Source organism: Arthrobacter sp. AOP29-A2-19, assembly GCF_058138025.1.
Genome location: NZ_CM176894.1, coordinates 3,166,968 through 3,189,204, shown reverse-complemented (window position 1 = coordinate 3,189,204; position 22,237 = coordinate 3,166,968). Strand labels below are relative to the sequence as shown.

The following is a 22,237-nucleotide window of genomic DNA, read 5'->3' as shown; positions in this document are numbered from 1 at the left end:
AGCAAGCTATCCCCGGGCCCGGGCAAGGTCAATGGATGGACGCCGATTTACCGAGTCGCCGCATGAGCCCGCGTTTGGCAGGGATCGAAAAGGCGGGTACAAATGGAGTCAACAACCATCCAGAGCGGCCGAGAGTCCTGGCTCAACGACGCCGCAGCAACCCCTTCCCGTCCCGCGGGAGGTAGGTGCTCACGCCAGGTTCGATGGAGTGATTAACGTGGAGCAGTTCCCTGTCCCGGCGCGGCACCTGATCAAGCTGACTCCCGGAGTGCCCGTCGACGGGCACTATGACGAGCTGGCCTCCGTGTTCCGCCCCGTCTTCGAGCGCATCGCGGAGGGGGCCGCCATCCGCGACGCCGAGCGGGTGCTTCCCTACGAGCAGGTGGGCTGGCTCAACCAGCTGCGCTTCGGCGCGCTGCGCGTCCCAGAGGCCGACGGCGGGTACGGCGCCACGCTGGCGGACACGTTCCGGCTCCTCGTCGAGCTGGCGGAGGCCGACTCCCAGGTGGCGCACCTGCTGCGCTCGCACATCGGCTTCGTGGAATCGGTCCTGACCTTGGAGGATCCCGAGATCAGGGAACGCTGGTTCGCGCGCTTCGTCGGGGGGCAGCTCGTGGGCAACGCCTACACGGAGCGGGGCGGCAACGAGCTGGGAACCCTGAACACGCGGCTCGCCGAGCACGACGGCGGGCAGCGGCTGTCGGGCGAGAAGTACTACTGCACGGGAACCATTTTCGCCGACTGGGTGGCCGTCGCCGCCACCCTGCCGGGCGTCGCGCACCGGCACATCGCCGTCGTCTCCACCCAGCATTCGGGCGTGCGGATCTTCGACGACTGGGACGGCTTCGGCCAGCAACTCACCGGCACCGGCTCGACGACGTTCGACGACGTTCCCGTGGACACGCTGTTGCGCCCAGCGGACCTGGAGGCGCACTCCGAGTCGGCGGTCTTCCAGCTGGTGCTCCTCGCCGTCCAGGCGGGCATCTGCCGGGCCGTGCTCGCCGACGCGCGCTCGGCCGTGCAGGCGCGCACGCGCTCCTTCAGCACCGGCACGGGCGTGCCGGTCCGCGAGGAGCCGCAGGTCCTCCAGGTGGTGGGCGAGATCTCTTCCACCGCCTTCGCCGTCGACGCGGTGGTCCTGGCCGCCGTCGCGGAGCTCGAATCCGTGGCCGGCCAGACAACGCTGAGCGAGGCGGAGCGCTGGGCGGTCTGCGAACTCGCGGCGAACCGCGCGCAGACCGTGGTCCAGCCGTTGGTGCTCGCCACCGCCTCCAAGCTGTTCGACGGCCTGGGCGCCTCGTCCACCGCCCGCGGATGCAACCTGGACCGCCACTGGCGCAACGCGCGGACCGTCGCCACGCACAACCCGGCCATCTACAAGGCGCGCATCGTGGGGGACTACGAGGTCAACGGCACCCCGCCACGGAAGTTCGACGCTGTCGGCGACGTCGCCCAGGTGGGGTTCGTCGGCTGACCCGCCCCCCAGTCCACGCCGGCACCACCAACGCTAGGAGAACCATGCCCGCCGTCCCGTCACGACGCCAGATCCGCTTCAACGCATTCGACATGAACTGCGTGGGGCACCAGTCGCCCGGACTATGGCGCCACCCTGCCGACCAGTCGGCGCGGTACAAGGAGCTGACCTACTGGACCGAGCTGGCCAAGACGCTGGAGAGGGGCCTGTTCGACGGCATCTTCATCGCCGACGTCCTCGGCACCTACGACGTCTTCGGGGGCTCCAACGAGACCACGCTGAGGGCCGGAACCCAGGTCCCGGTGAACGATCCCATGATGCTGGTCTCCGCCATGGCGCTGGTCACCGAGAACCTCGGATTCGGCGTCACCGCGAGCACGGCCTACGAGCACCCCTACCCGTTCGCCCGCCGGCTGGCGACCCTGGACCACCTGACCCGCGGGCGGATCGGCTGGAATGTCGTCACCGGCTACCTGCCCTCCGCCGTGCGGAACATGGGCCAGGAGGACCAGCTTCCGCACTCCGAGCGGTACGACCACGCCGACGAGTACCTCGAGGTTGTCTACAAGCTGCTCGAGGGCTCGTGGGAGGACGACGCGGTGGTCGCCGACGTCGACAGCGGTGTCTTCACCGACCCGGCGAAGGTCCACGAAATCGGCCACGAGGGGAAGTACTTCAAGGTCCCCGGCATCGCCATCACCGAGCCGAGCCCGCAGCGCACGCCCGTCGTCTTCCGGGCCGGAACGTCGCCGCGCGGCCTGCGCTTCGGCTCGGAGAACGCCGAGGCCATCTTCGTCACGTGCCCTACCCGCGAGCAGCTGAAGGAGACCGTCGCCAGGATCCGCGACGCCGTCGAGGCCGCCGGGAGGGACCGGTACGACGTGCGCATCTACGCCATGCAGACCATCGTCACGGCCGAGGACACGGCGGCGGCCGAGGCGAAGTTCGCGGAGTACAAGTCCTACGCGGACATCGACGGCGCGCTGGCGCTGATCTCCGGCTGGATGGGCGTGGACCTGTCCACCTACGGGCCGGACGACGTCATCGGAGAGAACGTCCAGTCCAACGCCATCAAGTCCTCGGTGGAGACGTTCAAGCGGGCCTCAGGCGACACGGGCAGGCCCTGGACCATCCGCCAGCTCGCCGAGTGGGTCGGCGTCGGCGGGTTCGGGCCGATCACGGTCGGCTCGGGTGAGGACGTCGCCGCAAAGCTCGTCGAATGGGTGGACGAGACCGACGTGGACGGTTTCAACCTGGCCTACGCCATCACCCCCGGAACGTTCGAGGACGTGGTGGAGCACGTGGTGCCGGAGCTCCAGAAGCTCGGCGCGTATCCCACCGGCTACGCGCCTGGGACGCTACGCAACAAGCTTTTCGGCCGCGGCGACAGGGTCGCCGACACGCACCGCGCGGCCGGCTATCGGGTCTCCGCGTCCGCCGTAGTCCGCTAGCGCCCGTCACAAACCGGCCCGGATCCGCCGTCGGATCCGGGCCGGAGGCGTGTCAGGCCCGCGGCGGGTCAGGATGCGGCACTGCCGAGCGTATGGCAAGGCGCGACGGCGCGGCGTGCGTAACGTTGTGTCATATGACGCCGTGGCGAACGAATATGACCCCTGTGACGCCCAGTGTGTCCATTTGTTTCATCCACACGGCGTAATGCTTGGTCGCATCGAAGATCCTGCAACACACTTGAATCAAGCCCGCGGTACCCCCCCGCGGTCGACTCACCATCCAGAGCGGCTAAGAGACCTGGCTCGTTGACGCCGCAGCAACCACCCCGCACGGGGCCGGTGCTCATGCCAGGACCGATGGAGATTGCCAAGCTCCCCAGGTTCGCGACCGCCGGCGACAGCCGACGGCGATGCCCTGTGGACCCAGCGTTCCTCGGTACCGACCGGGAGGATCCACGATGGAACCCACACCTCGCAAGACCCAGTCCGGGCGCCGCACCGTTCGCCGCGCCTCCGCCCTCGCCGCCCTCCTGACCGCCGCCTCCCTGGGCCTCGCGGCCTGCGGCTCCGGCGCGGCCACCACGCCGTCGTCGGCCCCCGCGGGGGAACCGGTGCAGGGCGGGACCTTCACCTACGCGGAGGTGACCCCGATCAACAACTGGCAGACCCAGGCGGCCCGCTTCTACGAGAAGGCCAACGTGCTCAACAGCGTCCTGGACCGGCTGACGTACTTCGACGCCGAGCAGGGCAAGCTCGTGGGCTGGATCGCCAGCGAATTCGAGGCCAACGAGGCGCAGACCGAGTTCACGTTCACCATCCGGGACGGCGTCACCTTCTCCGACGGGACGCCGCTGGACGCGAAGGCCGTCAAGGCCAACCTGGACGCGCTCGGCCTGGGCATCGAATCCGCCCAGGTCCAGCCGAACGTCGACTTCTCGGCCTACAAGTCGGCCGAGGTCGTCGGCGACAACCAGGTCAAGGTCACGCTGAAGACTCCCGACGCGAACTTCCTCCGGGCCACCTCCTCGGTCACCGCCGGCCTGGTCTCCCCGGCCACGCTGGAGCTCGACAACGCCGGGCAGTCCGCCATCGCGAAGATCGTGGGCTCCGGCCCGTTCGTATTCGAGTCGGAGAAGACCGACGAGGAAGTGGTCTTCGCCAAGCGCGCCGACTACGCCTGGGCGCCGGAGACGGCCGAGAACCAGGGTGCCGCGTACCTGGACAAACTGGTCGTGAAGTACCTGCCCGAGGTCGCCCACCGCGCCGGCGCCGTGCAGTCCGGCCAGGTCGACCTGGTCCGCGGCCTGCAGCCCGCGGACGAGGCGGCACTGTCCGCCGGCGGCGCCCAGGTGCTGCCCGCCAAGGGCATCGACCTGACCGCCAACATGGCCGCCGTGCGCATCGGCAGCGGCAAGCTCGAGGACGTGCGGGTCAGGCAGGCCCTGCAGACGGGCATCGACCGCCAGTCGATCAAGGACACCGTGCTCTCCGACAGCTACGAGATCGCCGGGTCCGTCCTCAACCACGCCGCCCCCGGGTTCGTCGACCTGTCCGCGGACCTGGCCTACGACCCAGAGAACTCCAAGAAGCTGCTCGACGAGGCCGGGTGGACCGTGGGCGCCGACGGCATCCGCGAGAAGGACGGGGAGAAGCTACAGGTCACCATCACGTCGTCCAACAACTCGGTCGTCATCAAGCCGGCGTTCGAGCTGATCGAGCAGCAGTGGCGGCAGATCGGTGTCAAGCTGGTCAACCGGGCGGCCGACAACACGTTCCTGACGACCGCGATGATCGACCCCAACATCGAGTTCTTCGGCACCCGGCAGTTCGCCTACGGCGGCCTGGGACCCGTCTTCGGTCCGGAGACGAACACGCAGACGCTCAATGCGGACAAGGAGCTCAACGCGCTCTTCGCCGAGGAGCGCGCCGCCACGACCGAGGCCGGGCACCTGGAGCTGGTCGGCGAGGAACAGCGCGAGCTGGTCGTCGACAAGGCGCTCTCACTGGTCCTGTGGGACGAGGTGCAGGTCTACGGCGGCGCGACCAATGCGAACGTCGAGTTCACGTCCGGGACCGCGCCGATCTTCCAGGGCGCCTGGAAGACCGGAGAGTAGTCCGCCGTGGCCGCCTACATCGCGCGACGGGTCGGACAGGCACTGTTGGTCGTCTGGCTCGCCTATACGCTGGTCTTCCTGGCGGTGCAGCTGCTGCCCAACGACCCGGTGACGATCTTCCTGTCCGCCGATGCGGCGGCCGATCCGGCGACCATCGCCGCCATGAAGGCCCAGTACGGTTACGACCAGCCACTCCTGGTGCAGTATGTCGGCCAGCTGGCCGACATACTGCGCGGGAACGTCGGCTACTCGCTGGCCTCCGGGCAACCGGTCTCCGAGCGCATCGGCTCGGTCATCGGCTCCACCCTGGCCCTCGCCGGCAGCGCCTTCGTGGTGGCCGTGGTGCTGGCGGTCGCGCTGGCCGCGGCCGCCACGCTGGCGCGGGCAACGTGGCTCAAACGGGCGATCCTGAACCTGCCTCCGCTGTTCGCGGCGGTCCCGGTGTTCTGGCTCGGCCTGGTGCTGCTGCAGGTCCTTGCCATCCAACTGGGCGTGATGTCGCTGTTCCCGGACGGCTCCTTCGCCTCGCTCGCCGTGCCCGTGCTTGTGCTCGCGGTGCACGTGTCCGCGCCGATTGCGCAGGTCCTGCTCAAGAGCCTCGACGCCGTCTACGCGCAGCCGTTCATCGACGTGCTGCGGGCCAAGGGCGCCTCGCCCGCGTGGATCTTCTACCGGCATGCGCTGAAAAACGCGGCGGCCCCCGCCATGACGATCAGCGGCATCACCGTGGGAACGCTGCTTGCCGGTTCCGTGATCACGGAGACCGTGTTCGCGCGGGCGGGCCTAGGCCAGGTGGTGCTCCAGGCCGTCACGGCGCAGGACGTGCCCCTTGTCCAGGGGCTGGTGCTGCTGACCGCCTCCGCCTTCGTCGGCGTGAACCTCGTCGTCGACCTCCTGTACCCGCTCCTGGATCCACGGATCCTGAAGAGCAGTGCCCACGGTGCGCCCCGCGCGCTGGCCGCCTGAGAAGCAGCGCCCAAAAGCAACGGAGCGAATCCATGAGCATCAAGCCAGACACCATAGCCCCGGTCGCCGCCCTGGCGGTCCAGCCCGACGTCCCGGCGTCCGGAGTCGGCCAGACGGTGGCACCGCCCACCCGGCGGCGAAGCGGTCCCCTGCGTTCGCCCGCCCTGTGGCTGACCGCCGCGCCGCTGGTGCTGGTGCTCGGGTGGGCCCTCTTCCCGGGAATCTTCACCGGACTCGATCCCGTCACGGGCGTCCCGGCGGACAAGTTCCAGGCACCGGGTGCCGCGCACTGGTTCGGCACGGACCACCTTGGGCGCGACGTGTACTCGCGCGTGGTGCACGGCACCTCGCAGACGCTGCTGACGGCCGGGCTGGCCGTGCTGATCGGCCTGGTCGTGGGGACCGGGATCGGCCTGCTGGCCGCCACCGCGGGACGCTTCGCCGACGCCGCCACCATGCGGCTGGTCGACGTGCTGTTGGCGGTCCCGGGGTTCCTCATCTCGCTGATCATCGTCACGGCGTTCGCGCCCGGACCGATCTCGCTCGGCATCGGCGTGGGGATCGCCTCGATCGCGTCGTTCGCGCGCGTGGTCCGTTCGGAGGTGTTGCGCGTGCGCAATCTGGACTACGTCGAGGCGGCGTTCCTCAACGGGGGCTCGTACGCGTCGGTCGTGTTCAAGCACATCCTGCCCAACGCCTGCGGACCCGTGCTGGCGCTCCTGGCGGTGGACCTGGGAGCCGCGATCCTGGCCATCTCCGGCCTCGGCTTCCTCGGCTTCGGCTCGCCCCCTCCCACCCCCGAGTGGGGCCTGCTGATCGCCGAGGGCAGGCAGTACCTGGCCACGGCCTGGTGGCTGACCAGCCTCCCGGGCCTGGTGATCGTCGTGGCCGTCATCCTGCTGGCGGGACTGGGCCGCCAGCTGCAAAAAATCTTCCGCTTCTAGGGACGTAGGCACACCATGAGCACCACACCAACGACCGGCGCGCTGCTGAGCGTGCGCGGGCTGAGCATCCGCTACGGATCCGGCGAGGACTCCGTGCTGGCCGGGGACGGCCTGGACCTGACGCTCCTGCCGGGGGAAATCGTCGCGCTTGTCGGCGAGTCGGGTTCCGGCAAGAGCACCCTGTCCAAGGCGATCATCGGCCTTCTGCCCGCCACCGCCCACCTCGACGGATCCATCGACTTCGCCGGGACCGATCTGCTCTCCCTGTCGGAGAAGCAACTGGAACGCGTCCGCGGCAAGCGCATCGGCATGGTCCCGCAGGACCCCGGCGCGTCCCTGGACCCGGTGCAGACCATCGGCTCGCAGGTGGCCGAGGTGTTCCGCCTCCACCCCGAGGGACGCAAGCGTTCGCGCGCCGAACTGCGCGAGGAGGTGGTTCGGCTGTTCGAGACCGTCGGGATCGACCGCCCCGCCGAGAGGCTGGGCCAGTACCCGCACGAGCTCTCCGGGGGACTCAAGCAGCGCGTGCTGATTGCGATCGCCTTCAGCCTCAATCCCAAGCTCCTGATCGCAGACGAGCCGACGTCGGCGCTGGACGTCACGGTGCAGCGCACCGTGCTGGACGTCTTCACGCGGCTTGCCCGCGAGCGCGGCACCGCGGTCATCTTTGTCACGCACGATCTCGCCGTCGCCACCGATCTGGCGGACCGGATTGTGGTCATGCGGCACGGGAAGATCCGCGAGGACCGCCCGGTATTGGACATCCTCACCCGGCCGGAGGACGAATACACCGTCCGCCTGCTCGCCGAGGCCGCCCCGACCGAGCCGGCCGAGAGGTCGGCGCCCTCCGCGGAGGACGCGCCCGCACCGGCGATCGAGGTTTCCGGGCTGGCCAAGGTGTTCGGCCGCGGCGGCTCCGAACACCGGGCCGTCGACGACGTCTCGTTCGCCGTGCGGCCGGGAACCACCTTCGCGCTGGTCGGCGAGTCCGGATCCGGCAAGTCCACCACCGCACGGATGATCATGCGCCTGCTTGATCCGACCGAGGGCACGGTGCACATCGGAGGCCGCGACGCCACCGGGCTCCGCGGCGCAGGCAAGCGCGAGCTCTGGCGCGGCCTGCAGCTGGTCTACCAGAACCCCGACTCCGCGCTGGACCCGCGCCTGTCGGTCGCCGACCTGGTCGCCGAACCGCTGAACAGCTACCGGGTGGGCACGAGGTCCGAACGCCGGGCGAAGGTGGCGGAGCTGCTCGACCAGGTCGGACTGCCCACCCGGCTGGCGCCCCTGCGCGCCAGGGAGCTCTCGGGCGGGCAGCGCCAGCGCGTCGCCATCGCCAGGGCGCTCGCGCTGGGCGCGCGCACCCTGGTCCTGGACGAGGCGCTGTCCGCCCTCGACGTGCTCACGCAGGCGCAGATCCTCGCCCTGCTCGAGGACCTCCAGACCCGCCTGGGCCTGTCCTACCTGTTCATCTCCCACGACCTCCACGTCGTTGAGCGCATCTCCCACGACGTCGGGGTCATGCGCCGCGGCAAGCTGCTCGAAACCGGCCCGACGGCACGGGTGTTCGCCGATCCGCAGAGCGACTACACGTCGCTGCTGCTCGACGCCAACCCCGGCCACCGGCTGCGCGAACTCGCCGCCCTCTAGCCACCGCCCCCGAAGCGAAGGAACCCCCATGGCCACCAGCCTCCAGCAACGCCAGTCCACCGAAGCCAGCTACGCGCGGCTCTCCGCGCGCTTCCGTCCCGTGTTCCAGCGGATCGCCGCGGGCACCTTGGAGCGGGAGGCAACGCGGACGCTTCCCCACGAGCAGGTCCGCTGGCTGAAGGACGCCGGTTTCACCAGCCTGCGCGTCCCGGCCGCCCACGGAGGCGAGGAAATCAGCCACGAGCACCTCTTCCGCCTGCTGATCGAGCTCGCCGAGGCCGACTCCAACGTGTCGCACCTGCTGCGGAGCCACTTCTCCTTCGGCGAGACCATCGCCCTGCAGCCGCAGCGGTTCCAGGACCGGTGGTTCCCCCGCGTGCTCGCCGGGGAGATCTTCGGCAACGCGGCCACGGAACGCTCAGGAAACGCGCTGGGCACAACGGCCACCAAGCTGCGGCAGTCGGCCGGGCGCTGGCTCCTGGCGGGGGAGAAGTACTACACAACGGGCAGCATCTTCGCCGACTGGGTGGTTGTTATGGCGAGCACGGACGGGGTGGAGGGCCGCCAGTACGCGCTGGTCCGCGTAGACGATCCGAAGGTGACCATCCTGGACGACTGGGACGGCTTCGGCCAGCCGCTGACGGGGACCGGCACCGCGATCTTCGACGACGTGGAGGTGGCGCAGGAGGACATCATCCTTCGCAAGGTGACCAGCACCCTGGAACCCGCGTTCTTCCAGCTGGCACTGCTGTCCGTGCTCGCCGGGATCGGGCGGGCGGCACTGCGGGACGCCTCCGCGATCGTCCGCACCCGCACCCGCACGTTCAACACGGGCTCCGGGGAACTGTTCCGCAACGATCCGCTCATCCAGGAGCGGGTGGGCGAGATCGCCGCCGGCGTCTACGCGGCGGAGGCCATCGTCGTCGCCGCCGCCCGGGATCTGGACGCCGCCGTCGACCCCGACCTGTGCCTGGACGCCGAAGCCTCCTTCCTGCGGGCGGAGCTCGGCGTCCAGTCGGCCCACGTCTCCGTCCCGAAGCTGGTCCTGGACGCGTCCAGCGCTCTGTTCGACGTCACCGGCGCCTCCGCCACGTCGCGCGGAAAGGCGCTGGACCGCCACTGGCGCAACGCCCGCACCGTGTCCACGCACAATCCGGTGGTGTTCAAGGCGCGGTCCGTCGGCGACTTCCACATCAACGGGACCATTCCCACCGGCCTGAACAGCATCGGCGAGGCAAACGCCGCCACCGGCGCCGGGGAGGCGAAGTAACCATGGGCACCCACAACACGCGGCCGCGGCTCCTGCTGAGCGCCTTCCTGATGAACACGCCCAGCCACATCCTCGGCGGGCAATGGCGCCACCCCGAGGCCCAGCAGCACCGCTTCCACGAACTGTCGCTGTGGGCGGACCTTGCCCGACAGCTGGAGGACGCGAAATTCGACAACCTGTTCTTCGCGGATGTCGTGGGTCTCTACGGCAACCACGAGGGAGGTTGGGCCTCCCACGTGCGCAAGGGGCTGCAGGTCCCGTCCCACGATCCGCTGGTGCTCCTGTCCGCCCTGTCCGCCACCACGCGGGACATCGGTTTGGCGATGACCAGCTCGGTCATCCAGTCCGAGCCGTACCAGCTGGCCCGGCAGCTTTCCACGCTGGACCACCTCTCCGGCGGACGCGTGGCGTGGAACGTGGTCACCAGCGTCCTGGAGAACTCGCACCGCAACTTCGGCGCCGACGGGCTGACGGCCCACGACGACCGCTACGACTGGGCGGACGAGTACATGGAGGCCGTCTACAAGCTGTGGGAGGGATCCTGGGAGGACGGCGCCGTTTTGGCGGACAAGGAGAACGGCGTCTTCGCCGACCCGTCCAAGGTCAACAAGATCCACCACCGCGGCGCCCGCTACTCGATCGAGGGGCCACACCTGGCGATCCCTAGCCCGCAGCGCACCCCGTTCCTGTTCCAGGCCGGCAGCTCCACGCGCGGCAAGGCGTTCGCGGCCGCCAACGCCGAGGCCACTTTCCTCTTCGCCCCGCACACCGACTACGTGCGCAAGCAGGTTGGACAGATCCGCGCGCTCGAGGCGGAGGCAGGGCGCTCGCCGGGCGACGTGAAGGTGTTCGCCGGGCTCTCCTTTGTGGTGGGCAGCACCGAGGAAGAGGCGCGCCGCAAGGAGGCCGAGTACGACGAGTACCTGGATCCGCACGCGATCATCGCCCACATCGGCGGCGGCATCGGCGTGGACCTGGGCGGACTCGACCTGGACACCCCGCTCGGGGAGCTCCAGACCGAGGGCGCGCGCGGTGTGCTCGAGGCGGCGATCGCAGCGGTCCCCGGCGGCAAGCCGACCATCGGCGACCTGGCGCGCTACCGCGCCAAGGCCCAGCAGATCGCCGGAACACCTGAGCGGATCGTCGACGAACTCGAGCGCTGGCAGGACGCCGGCATGGACGGGGTCAACGTGATGAACCAGATCCTGCCGGGCTCCTACACCGACTTCATCGAGGGAATCCTTCCGGAGCTGCGCCGGCGAGGGCTCGCGCAGACGGAGTACGCCCCCGGCACGCTCCGCGAGAAGGTCTTCGGGCGCGGTCCGCTGCTGGAGGCAACACATCCGGCGGCACGGTTCCGCGGGGCCTTCGGGCAGCACTCCGCCTCGGCGACGCAGGCGCCGGACCCCGCGGGCGCCGCGCCGGCATCGGGCTAGGCATTCTCCCGGCGGAAAGTTCCCGCTCACCTGAGCAACTCCTCCGGCTCAAATGTTATGCTCGTCTCACTTTCGCCTCTCCGACCGACGGGAACGTGTGATGAGCCAGCTCAATGCCCAGACGCTCGACCAACTGGACGCCGGTGTGGCGGTCCCGGCCTACGCCCTCGCGGAGCGGCGGGTCGGGATCGTCCACTTCGGGGTGGGCGGCTTCCACCGCGCGCACCAGGCCTTGTACCTCGACAGGCTGATGGACGCCGGGCGGGACGCGGACTGGGCCATCTGCGGGGTGGGCCTGATGCCGCACGACGCCGCGATGCGGGATGCGCTCGCAGTCCAAGACCACCTGTACACGCTCGTTGAGAAGGCGCCGGACGGATCGCGCCAGGCCCGCGTGGTCGGCTCGATCGCCCGCTACCTCTTCGCCCCGGACGATCCGGAGGCGGTCCTGGCGCAGCTGGTGGACCCGAACGTGCGGATCGTCTCCCTCACCGTCACGGAGGGGGGGTACAACTACAACCAGTCCACCGGGGAATTCAACGCGGCCAACCCCGCCGTCGCGGCCGACCTCCTGCCCGACGCGGTCCCGACCACAACGTTCGGGTTCGTCGTGGAGGCCCTCCGGCGGCGCCGCGACGCCGGTACGGCGCCGTTCACCGTGATGAGCTGCGACAACATCCAGGGCAACGGCCACCTTGCGGCGCGCGTGTTCACCGCCTTCGCCGATCTTAAGGACGCGGAGCTGGCCGCATGGATCCGGGCCAACGTGGCCTTCCCGAGCTCGATGGTGGACCGCATCACGCCGGTCACCACGGACGCGGACCGCGAGATGGTCGCCGCCGAGTACGGCATCGAGGACCGCTGGCCCGTGGTCTGCGAGGACTTCCTGCAGTGGGTCCTGGAGGACAACTTCCCGTCGGGCCGCCCGGCGTGGGAGGAGGCGGGCGTCCAGATGGTCGACGACGTCGAACCCTACGAACTCATGAAGCTGCGCCTCCTGAACGCCAGCCACCAGGCCATGGCGTACCTCGGCTATCTGGCCGGCTACCGTTACGCGCACGAGGTCTGCAGCGACCCGGACTTCGTCGGCTTCCTCACGGCCTACATGGACCGGGAGGCGACGCCCACGCTCCGTCCGGTCCCCGGGATCGACCTGGAGGCCTACAAACGGCAACTGATCGAGCGCTTCGCCAACGAACAGGTCAAGGACACCTTGGCCCGCCTGTGCGCGGAGTCCTCGGACCGAATCCCCACGTGGCTGGTCCCGGTCATCCGGCAGAACCTGGACGACGGCGGTGCGGTGCGCCTGAGCGCCGCGATCGTCGCCGCCTGGGCGCGCTACGCCGAGGGGACGGACGAGCAGGGCCGCCCCATAGAGGTGGTGGACCGGCTCCGCGAGCGCGTGATGGCGGCGGCGGCCCGGCAGGGCGAGGACCCGCTGGCCTTTGTGCGCGACCGCGACCTCTTCGGCGACCTCGCCGAACGGCCCGGGTTCACGCAGCCGTATACCGAGGCCCTGGACGTGCTCCACGCGGACGGCGCGGCCGCCCTGGTGGCCCGGCTGCGCGAAGCCGGCTGGAGCTGACGCCCGCGCCGCCGGGCCCCCGGCCGGCCGCTACACTCGGTGGGAACGACAGGGGGCACCGGTGCTACTTCGCCACCATCCGGCGTTTGTGCGGTTCTGGCTGGCCTCGACAGTGTCCGATTTCGGCACGTACATCACGACGGTGGCACTGTCGGTACTGATCCTGGTGACCCTGGGCGGCACTGCGCTGGACCAGGGTCTGACGAGCGCCGCGCGCTGGGCCCCCTACCTGCTCTTCGGGCTCCTTGCCGGGGTCCTGATCGACAAATTCCCTCGCCGGAAGGTCCTGATTGCGGGAGACCTGGGCAGGGGCCTGGTCCTCGCCGCGGTTTGCGGGGCGACCCTGGCGGGGACGCTCGGCCTGCCGGGCCTGACGGCCCTGATGTTCGTGTTCGGAGCCCTTGCCCTGGCCAGCGACGCCGCGCAGCAGAGCCTCCTGCCGCAGCTGGTCCCCAGATCCTTGCTGACCCGGGCGAACGCCCGCCTCCAGCAGAGCGGCACGGTGGCGCAAACGACCGGCGGCGCCGTCGCCGGCGGGCTGGTGGCGCTGGTGACCGCACCGCTCGCCCTGCTGCTGGACGCCCTCTCCTACTTCTTCTCGGCGGCAACGCTCGTCTCGCTGGGGCGGCGGTCCGCGGACCGCAAGCCCGTACCCGGCGAACTTCGGCTGCACAGGAGCGTCGCCGAGGGGTTGGGTTGGCTCTATGGCCGCGGCCCCCTGGGACCCCTGGCCCGCAGCACCCACATCTGGTTCATTGGATCGGCGATCCTCGGAACGGTCCTGCCGTCACTGGTGATCAACGACCTTGGCCTGGGGCCCTTGGGCCTGGGCCTTGTGATGGGATGCGCCGGCCTGGGCGCCGTCACCGGAACCCTGCTGTCCACCCGGGCGGGATCCCGCTGGGGCACGGGGCCGACGATGATCGCGGCTCGCCTGGCACAGCCGGCGGCCGTGGCGCTGGTGGCGTTGGCGCCGCTCGCCGCCGGCCCGCTGGGCGCGGGAGGGACCCACGCTTCGCCCGCCCAATGGCCCGCGGGGCTGTGGGGTGCGTTCCTGCTGGCCGGGGCGGGGCAGCTGCTGTTCGGCATGGCCATGGGTATCGAGGGGCCGCTCGAGATGGGGTACTGCCAGGCCGTCACCCCCGATCGTATGCTTGCCCGCATGAGCGGAACCATGCGCTCGGTGAACCGCGGAATGATCGTGGTCGGGGCCCCGCTCGGCGGACTCGTGGCGGCGGCCGCGGGCACGGCGGCCGCGCTGTGGGCGGCCGTGGGATTCCTGCTGCTGGCGGCCTTGGCGCTCCTCTTCTCCAACTTCCGGTCGGCCCGGACCGAGGACCATCAGCTGCCGGACGAGGACGCGCTGATTCCCTAGACGCCGTAGAGCCGCCGCCGCTCCGCGGCGTACCGCCCGCGAACCGCCGGGCCCCATTCGGCGCCCGTCGGCGTGTGGGTCGCATCCAGGCGGCGGTCCCAGTGGGGGAGGGCGCCGGTGGCGGCCCAGAGCGCCTGCCGCGCGGCGCCGAGGGCCACGTACTCGCCCGCCGCGGGAACGTCGACGGTGCGCCCGAAAAGTTCCGGCGCCGCGGCGCGGAGCGCCCGCGACTTGGACCCGCCGCCGATCAACAGGATGCGTTCGGCGGGGGCGGTCAGCGCCTCCAGCGACTCCGCGGCATCCGCGAGCGAGTTGAGCACCGCCAGCACGGACGCCCGGGCGACGTTGGGGCGCGTGAGTCCGGCTCGGCTGATGCCCGTCACGGCGCCCCGGGCGTCGGGGAGGTTGGGCGTCCGCTCCCCGTCGAAGTAGGGCATCATCAGCGGGGCGTCCGCCGCCGGGTCGGCCGAGCACGCGAGGTCGTCGAACTCGGGCAGGCCGACACCGAGCAGGTCGGCGGTTGCGGCCATCACCCGTGCGGAGTTGATGACGGCGAGCAGCGGCAGGTATCCGCCGGCGGCGTCGGCGAAGCCCGCCACCTCGCCCCGCGGGTCCGGCGCGGGCGCGTCCGGCACGGACGCGAAGACGGTGCCAGAGGTGCCGATGGACACGGCCACCTCCCCGGCGACCATGCCCAGTCCGAGCGCGGCGGCAGCGTTGTCCCCGGCGCCCGCGGAGACGGGCGCCGGGCCCGCGTTCCACTCCGGCAGCAGGGTGCCCCCGGTGGCGTCCGGGCCGATGACAGGCGGCAGCTCGGGGACCCGCCCGAAGTACGCCTCGAGCAGGTCCTCGCGGTACCCGTCCCTGGCGCTGAAGTAGGCCGTGCCGCTCGCGTCGGAGCGGTCCGTGAAGTGGTTTCCGGTCAGTGCGTGGTTCAGGTAGTCGTGCGGGAGCACCACGCGCGCCGTGCGGGCCGCCGCGTCCGGGCGGTTGGCCGCGAGCCAAGCCAGTTTGGTCAGGGTGAAGGAGGCGACCGGCACGCAGCCCACGGCCTCCGCCCAGAAGGCGGGGCCGCGCTCGGAGACCATGTCCCGCGCCGCGTCCGCGCTGCGCACGTCGTTCCACAGCAGCGCGTCGTGCACCGGTTCGCCGGCCGCGTCGAGGGCCACCATGCCGTGCTGCTGGGCGGCGAGCCCGACGCCGAGGATCCGTTCCGCGCTGCCCGGCGCCGCCTCGGCCCACGCCGCGCGAAGCGCCGCGACCCAGACGCGGGGGTCGACGGCGCTGCCGTCGGGGTGGGGGGCGCTCGCCGAGCGCAGAACCGCGCCGGTGGCCGCGTCGACGACGAGGACCTTGCAGGACTGGGTGGACGAGTCCACTCCGACGACGGCTTCCCTCATGCGGTTCCTTCCGTGGTGCCCAGTTTCTCCAGCAGCGCGGCCGCCAGGGGTTCGTCGACGACCAGATGGTTCACGAGCCCGCCGTGCACGGCGGCCATGACGGCGGCCAGGCCGTCCCTGCCTCGCGCGACGGCGATGACTGACGGGGTCTTGCGCAGCTGGTCCAGCTCCACCGCGATGACGCGGTCGTCGAGTTCGCCCCCGACGGCGGAGCCGTCCGCTGCGATCAGCCGTCCCGAGCATTCGCCCACGGCGCCGGCGCGTGCGGCGGCCAGGCGCTCGGAGGGGGCGACGCGCTCCCATACGGTCGAGTGCCCGTCCGCCCACGTGCCGAGGGCGACGACGGCGATGTCCAGGGAGTCGGCCCGTTCCAGCGCCGCCGAGATCTCCGGCTGCCTTCGCAGGCTGGCCGCCGTGGCGGCCGATTCGACCAGAAGCGGGGCCGGCAGCGGCCAGGTGCGGCCGCCCGCCGCCATGCCCAGTCGGTGCAGGAGCTGGCCGGAGCCGCCGTCGTTCCCGATGCTGAGGTCCCCGGCCAACTGGACCACGTCGCAGCCGGGCAGGTCCGGCAGGTGGGAGGCCATGAGGTTCAACGTGCGGGACCAGGAGACGCCAATCGTGCAGCCGGGCCGCGCCAGGTCCGCGAGGACCCCGGCGGCCGCGCGCGCCAAGGTTTCGCGGGCGTCGCCCCCAGGCTGCGGCTGCCGGGAAACCGTCACGGAGAGGACGCCGAGCGCGTCCGCGAGTCCCTCGACGCCGGCCGCGGCCAGATGCGGACGGTGGATGGTGATGCTGACGATGCCCTCGCGCTTGGCCTCGTCCAGATAGCGGGCGACCTGGAAGCGCGAGATGCCGCGGGCGCGGGCGATCTCCACCTTCGAGGCGTTGTCCAGGTAGTACAGGGCGGCGATATCGGCCAGCATCTCCTGGTGTCGTGCGTGCATCCAGCGCTCCCTTACCCACCGGCCGCCCACTACTGAGCGCCAAACCTTGCTCATTTGATCCTATATGACTAGAGTCACAATTCAAATGAGCGACGTTCGATGATCAGATGAGCGCCGGCCGCGGCCGGGCGAGGCGAGGAGCCGTTCCATGCAGATTCCCAACCTGACCATGAACCGCCGCAGGCTGTTGGGCCTCGGCGCGGGCGCGGTCGCTGCGGCGGGCCTGAGCGCCTGCGGCGCACAGCCGGGGGCCTCGTCGTCCACCATCGTCGTGGCGATCGTCTCCAACCCGCAGATGACGGACGCCGTCAGCCTGCTGGACGACTTCAAAGCCCGCCATCCCGGGATCAACGTCCGCTTCGTCTCGCTTCCGGAGAACGAAGCCCGCGCCAAGATCACGGCGTCGGTGGCGACGGGGGGCGGCGAGTTCGATGTTGTGATGATCTCCAACTACGAGACGCCCATGTGGGCCGAGAACGGGTGGATCAGCGACCTCACGCCCTTGATGGACAACACCCCGGGCTATGACGCCGCCGACTTCATCCCCACGATCCGCGAGGCGGTCACCCACAACGGTGCCCAGTATTCCGTGCCCTTCTACGGGGAATCCTCTTTTGTGGTCTATCGGCAGGACCTCTTCGACGAGGCCGGGCTCAGCATGCCGGAACAGCCGACGTGGCGGGACATCCGCTCCTTCGCGGAGGAGCTGCACGCCCCGGACCGCGACTTTTCCGGCGTCTGCCTCCGCGGGCTGGCCGGCTGGGGCGAGGTCATGGCACCCCTGAACACCGTCATCAACACCTACGGCGGGCGCTGGTTCGACGAGGAATGGGCCCCCCAGCTGCAGAGCCCGGAGGTCCGGGAGGCCGTGGGAGACTACGTCGACCTGGTGCGCTCCTTCGGCCAGCCCGGGGCCGCGACGTCGGGCTACGGCGACTGCCTCACCCGTTTTGCGCAGGGCAATGCGGCCATGTGGTACGACGCGACGGCCATGGTGTCCTCCATCGAGGACCCGGCGTCGTCCACGGTCGTCGGCAAAACGAACTACGCGCTCGCCCCGGTTCGCGACACCGAGGCCGCCGGCTGGTTGTACACGTGGTCGCTGGCCATCCCGGAGTCCAGCGCCAACAAGCAGGCCGCCTGGGACTTCGTGTCCTGGATGACGAACAAGGACTACATGCAACTCGTCGGCAACTCGCTGGGGTGGGAGCGCCTCCCGCCCGGAAGCCGCCAGTCCACGTACGAGATCCCCGAGTACGCGGAGATCGCCAGCGCCTACGCGGGGCCGACCCTCTCGGCCATGCGCAACGCGACGCAGGAGAAGTCCATCGTGGGGAAGGTTCCCTACGAGGGGCTCCAATTCGTCGGAATCCCCGAATTCCAGGACCTGGGCACCCGTGTGGCCCAACAGATCTCGGCCGCCATCGCAGGCGCCCAGAGCGTCGACGAGGCTCTGGCCCAGTCGCAGGGCTTCGCCTCGACAGTGGCGCGCACCTACCGCAAGGAAGGCCAGGCATGAGCACCTCCACACTGAGCAGGGACCGCACCGCGGACGCCGCGCGCCTCCGCGACCAGCGCCGGTCCGAGCGCAGGGACGGATGGAGCCGGCGGCTGCCGCTTCTTCCGGCCCTGATCTTCACCATCGTGGTGACACAGCTCCCGTTCGTGCTGACCCTCTGGTACTCGCTGAGGTCCTGGAACCTCCTGCGCCCGGACGGCAACACCTTCGTGGGGCTGCAGAACTTCGTCGACATCTTCGGCGACTCGACGTTCCGCGGCGCCGCGCTGAACTCGGTGATCATCACGCTGGGCTGCGTCGCGGTCGCGCTGGTGCTCGGGACCGTGTTCGCGATCCTGCTGGACCGGGAGTTCAAAGGCCGCGGACTGGTGCGCACCCTTCTGATCACGCCGTTCCTGATCATGCCGGTCGCCTCCTCGATGCTGTGGGGCGTGTCCATGCTCAACCCCAGCTACGGGCTGCTCAACTGGGTGATCGGCCTCTTCGGGGCCGAACCCATCGACTTCACCTCCCAGGCGCCGCTGCTCTCCGTGATCATGGCGCTCGTGTGGCAGTGGACGCCGTTTATGATGCTGTTGATCCTCGCCGGGCTGCAGGCGCAGCCCCGGGACGTGCTGGAGGCGGCCTCAATCGACGGGGCGGGATGGGGCAAGACGTTCCTCTTCGTCACCCTTCCCCAACTTCGCCGCTACATCGAACTGGCCGTCCTGCTGGGGGCCATCTACGTGGTCAACACGTTCGACCAGATCTACCTGATGACGGCGGGCGGGCCAGGGACGGCCAGCGCCAACCTCCCGTTCTACATCTACCAGCGTGCCTTCCTCGGCTTCGACATCGGGCAGGCGGCCGCGATGGGCGTGATCGTGGTCATCGCAACGATCGTGGTGGCGACGCTCGCACTGCGGTTGATCTTCCGTAGCTTCGACACGAAGGACTAGCCATGGCAGCCCAGACCACCGCAACGACGGAAAACCGCGTCCCCGCCGGCACCGGACCGGAGGCGCCCGCGCGCAAGCGCCGGCATCCGGGGGGACCCCTCCTCACCGCCATCACTTGGATCCTGACACTGGTGTTCTTCGCCCCGGTCATGTGGCTGGTGGCCACATCGTTCAAGCAGGAGAACGCGGCGGCATCCAACCCGCCGACCTTCTTCTTCGAGCCGACGCTGGACCAGTACCGCGCCGTCCTGTCCTCCGACGCCGCTCCGTTCTTCCTCAACTCGCTGATCGCCACGGGCGTCTCGACGCTGCTGGTGATCCTGCTGGCGATACCCGCGTCCTACGCGCTGAGCATCCGTCCGGTGAAAAAGACCTCCGACGTGCTGTTCTTCTTCATCTCCACCAAGATGTTGCCGGTGGTGGCCGTCATCATGCCCATCTACGTGATCTCCGGGCAGCTGCGCGCGCTGGACAACATCTGGACGCTCGTGGTGCTCTACACGGCCATGAACCTGCCGATCGCGGTCTGGATGATGCGCTCGTTCTTCTCCGAGGTCCCCCTCGAGGTCCTTGAGGCCGCATCCATGGACGGGGCCGGCCTGCTCAAGACGCTGCGCTCGGTCCTGATCCCCATGGTCACCCCGGGCATCGCGGCCACGGCGCTGATCTGCGTGATCTTCTCGTGGAACGAGTTCTTCTTCGCGCTCAACCTGACCGCCGCGCAGGCCGCGACCGTCCCGGTTTTCCTGATGTCCACCATGACCAGCGAGGGGCTGTTCCTGGCGAAGCTGTCCGCGGCCTCGGTCCTCGCGTCGCTTCCCGTGGTTCTCGCGGGCTGGCTGGCGCAGAAGCAGCTGGTCCGTGGCCTGTCCATGGGCGCCGTGAAGTAGGCCGGCGGGCTGCCGGTCCATGCCCCGGCGGAATGTCCAGTTGTTTTACGGGACAACGGTGGGGCAGGATCGTCGGGTGCCGGGGGAGTCCCCCAACGCCCCGGCGCCGAGTCACGGACGGTTCGCCCGTCCAATGCGACCAGAGCGTCCCTGCCGGTTCCCCCGAGCGGCAGGGGCGCTTTCGCGTTTGGCGCCGTCGCACCCGCTCTGTTCGGCGGGTAGCGTGTGTCCCATGACGGACTCAGAGCGCGCGCACCACGTCAACGATCCGGCGGTGATTGTCCGGCTGATGACGACTCCTGGCCGATGGGCGATCGTCGGACTCTCGGACAATCCGCTCCGGGCGGCGCGCGGGGTCTCGCTGTTCATCCGCGACGGGCTGGGGATGGAAATCGTCCCCGTGTCGCTCAAGGGCGACGACGTCCACGGCGAGCGGGGATACCGGCGCCTGGCCGATGTTCCGGGACCGATCGACGTGGTCGACTGCTTCGTGAACTCGACCAGGGTCGGCGCGGTGGTCGACCAGGCCATCGCCGTCGGCGCCAAGGCCGTGTGGCTCCAGCTCGGCGTGGTGGAGGAGGCGGCGGCCGCGCGAGCCAAGGCCGCCGGCCTCGACGTCGTGATGGACACGTGCCCCAAGATCGAGGCCGCCAGGCTGCCCTAGCCGCCGCCGGCCGGGGGCGGGGTCAGTCCATCTTGTCGTAGCGGGCGCGGAACGCCAGGTAAACGCCGTAGGCGATGAGGCCCAAGCCGATCAGGACCAGCGCGGGCATTCCGAACGGCTGGTCGCGCACGGCCTTGAGGGCGCCGTCGATGCCCGTGGAGTCCTCAGGGTCGTGCTGGATCGTGGCGACGACGAACAGCAGACCCAGCGCGGCCAGCACCAGGCCCTTGGCGACGTAGCCCAGCGTCCCGGTGACGGTGATGGCCCGCGCCAGTGCCCGCTTGGACGGCATGCCGAGGTCCCGCCGGAAGCGCTGCGACGCGCCCTTGTAGACGTAGTAGGCCGCCACGGCGATCAGCGCGGCGCCCGCGACCACCAGCGCCACGGTCCCGGCCGGGTTGGACATCAACTCCGCGCTGATGGTGCTGGTCTTCTCGCCGGAATCCTCGCTGCCGCCCATGGCGTAGCGTCCGAACGTCGCCCCGACGGCGATGAAGACGATGCCGGTGCCCGCGTCCTTCAGGCGTCGGCCCACCTTGTCCTGGGACTCGAAGGCGGCCTGCGCCAGGTGCCACAGGCCGAGGACGATGCAGCCCACGAAACAGGCCCACAGCAGGACGCTGCCCAGGGGCTGCCGGGCAATGGTGTCCAAGGCACCGCCCTGGTCCGCCTCGCCCGAGCGGCCGAAGGCGACGTTGAGCGCCAACACCCCGATCAGGCCGTGCATGATGCCGTTGGCGACGTAGCCCACGCGTGCGACGCGTTCGAACCAGGGGTGACCGGTGGCGTTCTTCGCCGCATCTACGGCATCGTGGGAATTGCTCATGGGCTAAGCATAGGATCATCCGCGTGGACTACCAGTGGATTCGCCGAACCTGCCTGTCGCTGCCCGGGGCGTTCGAGGACTTCCCCTTCGGACCCGACACCTCGGTGTTCAAGGTGCGCGGCCGGGCCGACTCGCCCGCGCGCGTTTTCGCCCTCGCGTGGCCCGACGACGCGGGCGGCCGCATCAACCTCAAGTGCGACCCGGCGTTGGCGGAACAGCTCAGGGCGGCCCACCCGGAGATCACGCCGGGCTACCACATGAACAAGCGGCACTGGAACACCGTCGACTGCGGCGGAAACCTGGGCCGGAAGACCGTTCGGGACCTGGTCGAGGACTCCTACGACCTGGTGCTGGAGGGGATGCCGCGGGCGGACCGGGAGGCCCTCGGCTGGCGGCGCCTGACACGGGGAGACTGAGCGGTGCCCGCGCGCGGCGCCGACGATGGCTAGGCTGGTCCCATGATTTTCATCGTCGTCAAGTTCAGGACCAAACCCGAGTACGCCGACCGCTTTATGGACATCGTGGGACCCTTCACCCGAGCCACGCGGGTGGAGGCGGGCAACCTGTGGTTCGACTGGTCGCGCAGCGTGGAGGACACCAACGAGTTCGTCCTGACCGAGGCGTTCCGGGACGACGCGGCCGAGGCGCACGTCTCCAGCGACCACTTCGCGGCGGGCTTGGACGCCATGCGCCCGGCGCTCGCCGAGACGCCGCGCATCATCAGCCGACAGATCGACGGCGAAGGCTGGGACCGCATGGGCGAGCTGAACATCGACGGGGCCGAGGACTAG

The 22,237-nt window shown here is 70.0% G+C and carries 19 protein-coding genes and 2 riboswitches; of the genes, 16 read left to right on the top strand and 3 right to left on the bottom strand.

All coding sequences use genetic code 11. The features are described from left to right. The first annotated feature begins 112 nt into the window (after positions 1-112). Positions 113-210, top strand: a riboswitch (SAM riboswitch). Positions 211-217: 7 nt separating this feature from the next. The 10 genes from AC3ZJJ_RS14665 to AC3ZJJ_RS14620 all read left to right on the top strand — a co-directional run bounded on the left by AC3ZJJ_RS14665 (position 218) and on the right by AC3ZJJ_RS14620 (position 14,265). Further along, positions 218-1,474, top strand: a complete 1,257-nt coding sequence (locus AC3ZJJ_RS14665) for an acyl-CoA dehydrogenase family protein (protein WP_489892557.1) — start codon at positions 218-220, stop codon at positions 1,472-1,474. A gap of 44 nt (positions 1,475-1,518) precedes the next feature. Continuing rightward, positions 1,519-2,925 carry an LLM class flavin-dependent oxidoreductase gene (locus tag AC3ZJJ_RS14660; protein ID WP_489892556.1) on the top strand — a complete coding sequence of 469 codons (1,407 nt, stop codon included), beginning with the start codon at positions 1,519-1,521 and terminating at the stop codon, positions 2,923-2,925. Between the two features lie 273 nt (positions 2,926-3,198). Next, positions 3,199-3,289, top strand: a riboswitch (SAM riboswitch). A gap of 94 nt (positions 3,290-3,383) precedes the next feature. Then, positions 3,384-5,039, top strand: a complete 1,656-nt coding sequence (locus AC3ZJJ_RS14655) for an ABC transporter substrate-binding protein (RefSeq protein ID WP_489892555.1) — start codon at positions 3,384-3,386, stop codon at positions 5,037-5,039. Positions 5,040-5,045: 6 nt separating this feature from the next. After that, a complete protein-coding gene (locus tag AC3ZJJ_RS14650) occupies positions 5,046-6,005 on the top strand; it encodes an ABC transporter permease (protein WP_489892554.1) in 960 nt (319 codons plus the stop codon). 32 nt (positions 6,006-6,037) lie between these two features. Continuing rightward, complete coding sequence (locus AC3ZJJ_RS14645; RefSeq protein ID WP_489892553.1) at positions 6,038-6,949, top strand: ABC transporter permease; 912 nt, start codon at positions 6,038-6,040, stop codon at positions 6,947-6,949. A 15-nt stretch (positions 6,950-6,964) separates the two neighbouring features. Then, a complete protein-coding gene (gene nikE / locus AC3ZJJ_RS14640; RefSeq protein WP_489892552.1) occupies positions 6,965-8,599 on the top strand; it encodes a nickel ABC transporter ATP-binding protein NikE in 1,635 nt (544 codons plus the stop codon). Positions 8,600-8,627: 28 nt separating this feature from the next. Further along, a complete protein-coding gene (locus AC3ZJJ_RS14635; protein ID WP_489892551.1) occupies positions 8,628-9,869 on the top strand; it encodes an acyl-CoA dehydrogenase family protein in 1,242 nt (413 codons plus the stop codon). Between the two features lie 2 nt (positions 9,870-9,871). Then, positions 9,872-11,305, top strand: coding sequence for an NtaA/DmoA family FMN-dependent monooxygenase (locus AC3ZJJ_RS14630; RefSeq protein ID WP_489892550.1), 1,434 nt, complete (start codon positions 9,872-9,874; stop codon positions 11,303-11,305). A gap of 100 nt (positions 11,306-11,405) precedes the next feature. After that, entirely contained in the window at positions 11,406-12,890 is a 1,485-nt protein-coding gene (locus tag AC3ZJJ_RS14625) for a mannitol dehydrogenase family protein (RefSeq protein WP_489892549.1), read from the top strand. A 61-nt stretch (positions 12,891-12,951) separates the two neighbouring features. Then, on the top strand, positions 12,952-14,265 hold the full coding sequence (locus AC3ZJJ_RS14620; RefSeq protein WP_489892548.1) for an MFS transporter: 1,314 nt from the start codon (positions 12,952-12,954) through the stop codon (positions 14,263-14,265). On the opposite strand, the gene xylB is transcribed toward AC3ZJJ_RS14620, so the two are convergent. Beyond that, positions 14,262-15,665: a xylulokinase gene (gene xylB, locus AC3ZJJ_RS14615; protein WP_489892547.1), complete on the bottom strand. Its 1,404-nt coding sequence runs from the start codon at positions 15,663-15,665 to the stop codon at positions 14,262-14,264. The two genes, AC3ZJJ_RS14620 and xylB, sit on opposite strands and share 4 nt — an antisense overlap. Then, positions 15,662-16,609 (bottom strand): sugar-binding transcriptional regulator, encoded by a 948-nt coding sequence (locus AC3ZJJ_RS14610; RefSeq protein WP_489892546.1) that lies wholly within the window; start codon positions 16,607-16,609, stop codon positions 15,662-15,664. Before AC3ZJJ_RS14610 ends, xylB begins: the two co-directional genes overlap by 4 nt. 148 nt (positions 16,610-16,757) lie before the next feature. On the opposite strand from AC3ZJJ_RS14610, the gene AC3ZJJ_RS14605 reads away from it, so the two are divergent. The 4 genes from AC3ZJJ_RS14605 to AC3ZJJ_RS14590 all read left to right on the top strand — a co-directional run bounded on the left by AC3ZJJ_RS14605 (position 16,758) and on the right by AC3ZJJ_RS14590 (position 20,620). Continuing rightward, the gene (locus AC3ZJJ_RS14605; protein WP_489892545.1) at positions 16,758-18,128 is read left to right on the top strand and encodes an ABC transporter substrate-binding protein; all 1,371 of its coding nucleotides are present in this window, start codon (positions 16,758-16,760) and stop codon (positions 18,126-18,128) included. Then, positions 18,125-19,066 (top strand): carbohydrate ABC transporter permease, encoded by a 942-nt coding sequence (locus AC3ZJJ_RS14600; RefSeq protein ID WP_489892544.1) that lies wholly within the window; start codon positions 18,125-18,127, stop codon positions 19,064-19,066. The genes AC3ZJJ_RS14605 and AC3ZJJ_RS14600 overlap by 4 nt, the downstream gene beginning before the upstream one ends. 2 nt (positions 19,067-19,068) lie before the next feature. Beyond that, entirely contained in the window at positions 19,069-19,956 is an 888-nt protein-coding gene (locus AC3ZJJ_RS14595; protein ID WP_489892543.1) for a carbohydrate ABC transporter permease, read from the top strand. A gap of 232 nt (positions 19,957-20,188) precedes the next feature. Next, complete coding sequence (locus AC3ZJJ_RS14590; RefSeq protein ID WP_489892542.1) at positions 20,189-20,620, top strand: CoA-binding protein; 432 nt, start codon at positions 20,189-20,191, stop codon at positions 20,618-20,620. A gap of 22 nt (positions 20,621-20,642) precedes the next feature. On the opposite strand, the gene AC3ZJJ_RS14585 is transcribed toward AC3ZJJ_RS14590, so the two are convergent. Next, entirely contained in the window at positions 20,643-21,446 is an 804-nt protein-coding gene (locus AC3ZJJ_RS14585) for a DUF1206 domain-containing protein (RefSeq protein ID WP_489892541.1), read from the bottom strand. 23 nt (positions 21,447-21,469) lie between these two features. On the opposite strand from AC3ZJJ_RS14585, the gene AC3ZJJ_RS14580 reads away from it, so the two are divergent. Together AC3ZJJ_RS14580 and AC3ZJJ_RS14575 are read left to right on the top strand one after the other, a co-directional pair. Next, a complete protein-coding gene (locus AC3ZJJ_RS14580) occupies positions 21,470-21,862 on the top strand; it encodes an MmcQ/YjbR family DNA-binding protein (protein ID WP_489892540.1) in 393 nt (130 codons plus the stop codon). A gap of 42 nt (positions 21,863-21,904) precedes the next feature. Beyond that, positions 21,905-22,237: a putative quinol monooxygenase gene (locus AC3ZJJ_RS14575; RefSeq protein ID WP_489892539.1), complete on the top strand. Its 333-nt coding sequence runs from the start codon at positions 21,905-21,907 to the stop codon at positions 22,235-22,237.